Origin of the sequence: Virgibacillus sp. DJP39, from assembly GCF_049310925.1 — a bacterium.
Classification (GTDB): domain Bacteria; phylum Bacillota; class Bacilli; order Bacillales; family Amphibacillaceae; genus Virgibacillus_F.
On the sequence record NZ_JBMERP010000029.1, the window covers coordinates 37,908 to 44,675 of the forward strand.

Consider the following 6,768-nt stretch of genomic DNA (forward strand, 5'->3'; position numbering starts at 1 on the left):
AAAAGGGGCGCCTATTTGGCACCCCTTTCTGAATAATTTATTCCTCTAAAGTTGACGTATCGCCTGTTGGCAGGCCTAGTTCCCATGATTTCAACAAACGACGCATGATTTTACCGCTTCGTGTTTTTGGAATAGAGTCCTTCACTTCAATTTCTCGTGGCGCTGCGTGTGCGCTTAGTCCAGTTTTGATAAACACACGAATTTCTTCTAGTAATTCAGGTGACTCCTCAAAGCCTTCATTTAGTGTAATAAATGCCTTAATAATTTCACCACGTTCAGGGTCAGGTTTACCGATTACTCCTGCCTCTGAAACTGCTGGATGCTCGAGTAGCTTGCTTTCTACTTCAAATGGCCCTACACGTTCGCCAGACGTATTAATAACGTCATCTAAACGACCCTGGAACCAGAAATAACCGTCTTCATCCATATAGGCACTATCACCCGATACATACCATCCATTAACAAAGTAGCTTTCAAATTTACTTTGGTTATTCCATATTTTACGCATCATTGATGGCCAGCCTGCTTTGATAGCAAGGTTACCCATTTGATTCGGTGGAAGCTCATTTCCTTCGTTATCTACAATTGCCGCTTCTACTCCTGGTATTGGTTTCCCCATTGAACCTGGACGCAATTCCATAGAAGGAATATTCACAATCAGCATAGCACCTGTTTCCGTCATCCACCATGTATCATGGATACGCATTCCAAATGCTTTCATCCCCCATACAATTACTTCTGGATTTAGTGGCTCACCAACACTCATGATGTGGCGAAGTGATGTGAAGTCATGGTTTTTAACTTTTTCTTCACCTGAACTTACTAATTTACGAAGAGCAGTTGGTGCTGTGTACCATACAGTTACATTATTTTTGTCAATCGTTCCATACCAGTCATCCGCACTAAACCGGCCTCCGCGAACTACGTTTGTTACACCAATTAACCATGGTGCAAAAATTCCGTAACTTGTTCCGGTTACCCAGCCTGGATCTGCAGTACACCAATAAACATCATCTTCATTTAAGTCCGCAACCCACTTGCCCGTCGCATAATGCTGTAGCATTGCATTGTGTACGTGGTAAACACCTTTAGGCTTACCAGTAGAACCAGACGTATAATGAAGCAGCATTCCATCTTCTAAATCGACCCATTCGATATCAAAATCAGTTGATGCTTTCTTCATTTCATCTGCATAGTGAATGTACTTATCTCCAGTTTCATTAGACTCACCTATTAGAACAACTTTCTCTAAGTTAGGTAAATCCTCCTGTGGGACCCTTCCTAATAGTTCTGGGGTTGTAATCAGCATTTTCGCTTCACTATCCTGCAGGCGATCACGTACAGCTTGCTCCATAAATGCTTCAAACAATGGGCCGGCAATAGCGCCCGTCTTTAAAATACCAAAAAATGCAGCGTAAAATTCAGGAGCACGTGGTAAGAACAAGAAGACCCGGTCACCTTTATTAACATCATACTTTTTCAACACATTAGCAAACTGGTTGCTTTGCTCTTTAATATCATTAAATGTAAGCTTTTCTTCACGTTCTGGTGATGAATACAAGAGTGCTATCTTGTCTTTTTTATCTGGATCCTCTGCATGACGATCAATTGCCTCATACGCAATATTAACCTTACCAGTTTCATTCCAGCTGAAATTTTTCTTCATGTCATCCCACGAAAAACCATTACGTGTTTTTTCATAGTCTTGCAGATTATGATTTCCTTTTTGTGCTGGAATACTTTTTGTTTCCATCAATTGACTCACCTCGTTATCATTTTTTGAAATCGTTTACAATCATTTAATTAAAAATTATTTAACTATTTAGGTAACTATTTACTATTTTAGAACATCGCGTCTGAATTTTAAAGTAATACACTTGGAGAAAAAAAGATTAGAAAACTGGACTTATCGCAAATCCTTATAGGTAACGCCTAACTGCCAAAAAAAATAAATAGGCGCTCTTCTCAAACTGCGAAGTTTACATGACAGTAAACTTTGAGAAAATAAGCCTATTTAGAAACTAACTTTATTATTCATTTAATGCCCTCGGCAGGATTCGAACCTGCGGCACATAGTTTAGGAAACTAATGCTCTATCCCCTGAGCTACGAGGGCAAAAAGAAAAGCGGAAGCACGTATGACCTGGAAGGCTCCATATGAGATAAAGAAAACACGAAGAGCATAGCGATTCGATGTTGAACTTATCGTAAGGAGGATCCTGAAGGGCACTAGCCAATGGGTGCAGTAGCTAGACAGATAAACGTCTAGAGCATTGGTTTTTAAAGACCATTTTCTATTATACAAAAGTTTTAACTAAATGAAAAGACTAACCTATCTATATGGAATAGAAACCAGGGATATGCTAAAATAAAGTACATCTGTCGAAAGTCTAGACATTGAAAGGGGAATACATATGGCAGACGCACCGTTCATTGCCATTGAAGGGCCAATCGGCATAGGAAAAACATCATTAGCAAAGAAACTATCTGTCCATTTTGATTTTCACCTGTTAAAAGAAATTGTTGAGGAAAATCCATTTCTTGGCAAATTTTACGATGATATTGATGCGTGGAGCTTTCAAACAGAAATGTTTTTTTTATGTAACCGGTTTAAGCAATTAGAGGACATTGAAAAAAAATATCTTGAAGAAAATAAAGCGGTTATCGCTGATTATCATATATCGAAAAACATGATTTTTGCAAAACGGACATTACAGCAGGATAAATTTGAAAAATACGAGCAAATCTACCATATTTTAACGAAGGATATGCCAGTTCCAAACATGATGATTTATCTGCATGCTAGTCTGGATACAGTTCTAGCAAGAATTAAACAACGTGGCCGTGAAATTGAACAAAACATTAAACCCTCTTATCTTGCACAATTGGCAAGCGACTATGAGGATTATATGAATCACTTTGAGGTGTTGCATCCTGACATCCCAGTTATTCGAATAAACGGCGATGAAATGGACTTCGTGAAGCGACAGGATGACCTGGACAAAATTATTGCACAGGTTAATAAACACCTTCACAATCACAAGGAAATTGCTAAACAATAAAGGGGAAAAAATCATGAATTTACGTGAAAAATATCATATTCCAAATGATAGTATCATTACTATAGCCGGAACGGTCGGAGTAGGAAAGTCAACCATGACAAAAGCACTGGCAAACGCTTTACAGTTTAAAACATCCTTTGAAAAAGTTGATGCCAACCCATATTTAGAAAACTTTTATGCCGATTTTGAACGTTGGAGCTTCCATCTGCAGGTTTATTTCTTAGCAGAACGATTCAAAGAACAAAAAAAGATATTTGAGTATGGTGGTGGATTCATCCAGGACCGTTCTATTTATGAAGACACAGGAATTTTCGCAAAAATGCATTATGAAAATGGTACCATGTCAAAAATTGATTATGAAACATACACCAACCTTTTTGAAGCAATGGTTATGACACCTTACTTTCCACATCCGGATTTGTTGATTTACCTGGAAGGTACATTTGATGAAATCATAGATCTCATTAAAATCCGGGGTCGGGAAATGGAAAAAAACACTCCTTTAAGTTATTGGGAAGAAATGTATACCCGCTATGAAAATTGGATTAATAACTTTAATTCCTGCCCTATATTACGGATAAAAATATCTGATTATGATTTAATGAAAAAAGAAGATTCTGTTGAACCTATTTTAGAAAAAGTAGGCCATTTTATTCAGCAATCCAGAAAATGGAAAAGTAGAGAACTTATAAAAAAGTAAAGAAGAGGTAGTTCATCTATTACGGTGAATTACCTCTATTTATTTTTGCCCAATTCAACAGACCTGTCACGTGCACTCTTGACGCATTCCATAATTGCGTTCTGGAATTTCATTTCATCCAACTTTTCAAGTCCTGCTTGAGTTGTGCCATTAGGGCTAGTTATTTTTTTACGTAAAACATCTGCTGATTCCCCTGACTCCTTAAGCATCTCCCCAGCCCCAATTATCGTTTGCATGATTAACGCTTTAGCGATATCTTTATCTAATCCTGATTGAGTAGCAACTTTCTCCAGTGCTTCTGCTAAGTAATAGATATATGCTGGCCCACTTCCGGAAAGTCCTGTAACAATATGCATATCCTTTTCATCAATTATTGCAGTGGTTCCTATTGTATTAAAGAGGGCTATTACCCCATCTAATTGTTCTTCTGTTATAGTAGTTGCGCGCGCGATAGCAGTTGCAGAATATCCAATTGATGCAGAGGTATTTGGCATCGCACGAACCACGGGAACATCTTTACCAATAATCGATGTAATATGTTCTATAGAAACACCAGCTAATACAGAAACAACCACTTGATTTGGGGTTATATATTCTTTTATTGCTTCAACAGCAGCAGTCAAATCATATGGTTTCATCGATAAAACAATTACGTCTGCGCCCGAAATAGCTACTTTTCGATCTGTTGTACATCGCACATTATACTTTACTTCAAGTCGTTCCAAACGTTCTTTGTTATCTTTATTAGTAACGAAAATTTGATTAGACTTCATGTGCTTGTTATTAACGATACCTGCAATAATAGACTCCGCCATTGAACCAGCGCCTACAAATGAAATTTTTTTCAAAATGCATTTCCCTCCTTAAAAAACTAAAAAACCCCAAGTTCATCCTTATAACAAGGACGAATTTGAGATTTGTATCCGCGGTACCACCTTAATTGGCTTTTATGCCCACTTTGTATTGATAACGCAGAACAAGCTGCGGTTAGCTTTTATTCTAACGACTTCCAGGTAGGTTCAACAATACTATACGATGGAATCTTTCAGCCTATGAATTCCACTCTCTTCCGTATAGACAATCATTTACTGACCTGTTCTTAGTTTTATCTAATATGGAAAACTTGGCTAATTGCCGAGCCTCAGTTGGTTTTCTTCTTGCGAATAATATACTTCCATGTCTTTCCTTTGTCAAGTACATTAGAAAACTTGGCTTATCACCAAGCCTTAATGGCCACTTAGTTGCACTTATGCAGTAAGAAAGGATTTATACTTTCTTACCTGCAAATAAAGCCGCTACATTAATGCAGCGGCTTTATATATATTAAGTCTATGTATTTAGGTTAAAAATGGAGGAGGAAGAGGGATTCGAACCCCCGCGGGCTTTGACACCCCTGTCGGTTTTCAAGACCGATCCCTTCAGCCGAACTTGGGTATTCCTCCATAATGGACAATTAATAATATATCATGGTTCAAATAGCTTGTCAACGAAATTAAGAAAAACTTTTTTCACAAAATTTTACTCCCAGTTTTATAAAGAACTGCGTCAGATTAGGGAAACGATGAATATATAGAAAAACCTAGGTTCTCGAATATAGAACCTAGGTTCTCATTATTTAATTACTTCTTTCCCGCCCATATAAGTACGCAACACTTCAGGTACTACAACAGATCCATCTTCCTGCTGGTAGTTCTCCAAAATTGCTGCAACCGTACGGCCAATGGCGAGCCCAGATCCATTCAATGTATGAACAAATTCTGGTTTACTTTTTTCTTCACGTCTAAAGCGAATTCCTGCTCGTCTTGCTTGGAAATCCTCAAAATTAGAGCAAGAAGAAATTTCACGATAAGTCTCCTGGCTTGGAATCCAAACCTCAATATCGTACTTTTTAGCAGCAGTAAAGCCTAAATCCGCTGTACACATGCTCATAACACGATATGGCAATTTGAGTAATTCCAGAACCTTTTCTGCATTACCAGTTAATTCTTCCAATACCTTATAAGAATCTTCAGGTTTAACAAACTGAACCAGCTCGACCTTGTTAAATTGATGCTGACGAATTAATCCACGTGTATCGCGTCCGGCAGATCCAGCTTCAGAACGGAAAGATGCACTAAATGCCACATATTTTTTTGGCAAATCATCAGTTTTTAAAATATCATCTCGATGATAATTCGTTACTGGTACCTCAGCAGTTGGCACCAAAAAGTAATCCCAGCCTTCCACTTTAAATGCATCTTCCTCAAACTTCGGAAGTTGACCAGTTCCAGTCATGCTTGTACGGTTCACCATGTAAGGTGGCAGCATTTCCGTGTAGCCATGCTCATCGGCATGCAGATCCATCATAAAGTTTAAAAGTGCACGTTCTAAGCGCGCTCCCATACCCTTATAAAATACAAAACGGCTTCCTGTAACTTTTCCTGCACTTTCAAAATCAAGAATGTCTAATTTTGTAGCAATATCCCAATGCGGTTGCGCTTCAAATGCAAAACTAGGGAGTTCGCCTACTTCGCGCGCTAATACATTATCATCTTCACTTTCTCCAATTGGTACACTCTCATGAGGAAGGTTAGGAATAGAGAGCAACATTGTTTCTAGTTTTCCTTCAATTTCTTTTAACTCGGTATCAAGAACTTTTATTTCATCACCAACTTCACGCATTTCTATAATAGCTGGTTCAGCATCCTTTTTCTCTTTTTTCAAAGTAGAAATTTGTTTAGACGCCTCGTTTCGTTTTGCTTTTAACATTTCTGATTTAGCAATTAATTCTCGACGTTTGCCATCTAACTCTTCAAATTTATCCAACTCTGATAGATCCTCACCTCTTTTGGCAAGTTTAGCTTTTACTTCGTCAAAATTATTGCGTAGATGCTTCATGTCTAACATAATTAAATTCCTCCTTTAAAATTTAGGCTCTTCCTTTTTTTTGTTGGTCTTTAACCTCGCAGTTGATAAAAAATGCGACATAACTTCTGCTACAGTATCGTCCGTCGTGGGCCGGGAATCT

Annotated in this window: 5 protein-coding genes and 2 tRNA genes; 2 read left to right on the top strand and 5 right to left on the bottom strand. The window is 38.0% G+C overall.

The genetic code is table 11. The features are described from left to right. Nucleotides 1-37: 37 nt before the first annotated feature. Both acsA and ACOI1D_RS11290 read right to left on the bottom strand, forming a co-directional pair. The gene (acsA, locus tag ACOI1D_RS11285; RefSeq protein WP_422501392.1) at nucleotides 38-1,753 is read right to left on the bottom strand and encodes an acetate--CoA ligase; all 1,716 of its coding nucleotides are present in this window, start codon (nucleotides 1,751-1,753) and stop codon (nucleotides 38-40) included. Nucleotides 1,754-2,042: 289 nt separating this feature from the next. Continuing rightward, a tRNA-Arg gene (locus tag ACOI1D_RS11290) sits at nucleotides 2,043-2,115 on the bottom strand. Nucleotides 2,116-2,413: 298 nt separating this feature from the next. Here ACOI1D_RS11290 and ACOI1D_RS11295 point away from each other — a divergent pair. Further along, nucleotides 2,414-3,061 (top strand): deoxynucleoside kinase, encoded by a 648-nt coding sequence (locus tag ACOI1D_RS11295; protein ID WP_422501393.1) that lies wholly within the window; start codon nucleotides 2,414-2,416, stop codon nucleotides 3,059-3,061. Between the two features lie 13 nt (nucleotides 3,062-3,074). Continuing rightward, a complete protein-coding gene (locus ACOI1D_RS11300; protein WP_422501394.1) occupies nucleotides 3,075-3,761 on the top strand; it encodes a deoxynucleoside kinase in 687 nt (228 codons plus the stop codon). Nucleotides 3,762-3,796: 35 nt separating this feature from the next. On the opposite strand, the gene proC is transcribed toward ACOI1D_RS11300, so the two are convergent. The 3 genes from proC to serS form a co-directional block, all read right to left on the bottom strand. Then, the gene (gene proC / locus ACOI1D_RS11305) at nucleotides 3,797-4,612 is read right to left on the bottom strand and encodes a pyrroline-5-carboxylate reductase (RefSeq protein ID WP_422501396.1); all 816 of its coding nucleotides are present in this window, start codon (nucleotides 4,610-4,612) and stop codon (nucleotides 3,797-3,799) included. Between the two features lie 498 nt (nucleotides 4,613-5,110). Further along, nucleotides 5,111-5,203, bottom strand: a tRNA-Ser gene (locus ACOI1D_RS11310). Between the two features lie 169 nt (nucleotides 5,204-5,372). Next, the gene (gene serS, locus ACOI1D_RS11315; RefSeq protein ID WP_422501395.1) at nucleotides 5,373-6,647 is read right to left on the bottom strand and encodes a serine--tRNA ligase; all 1,275 of its coding nucleotides are present in this window, start codon (nucleotides 6,645-6,647) and stop codon (nucleotides 5,373-5,375) included. Between the last annotated feature and the right edge of the window lie 121 nt (nucleotides 6,648-6,768).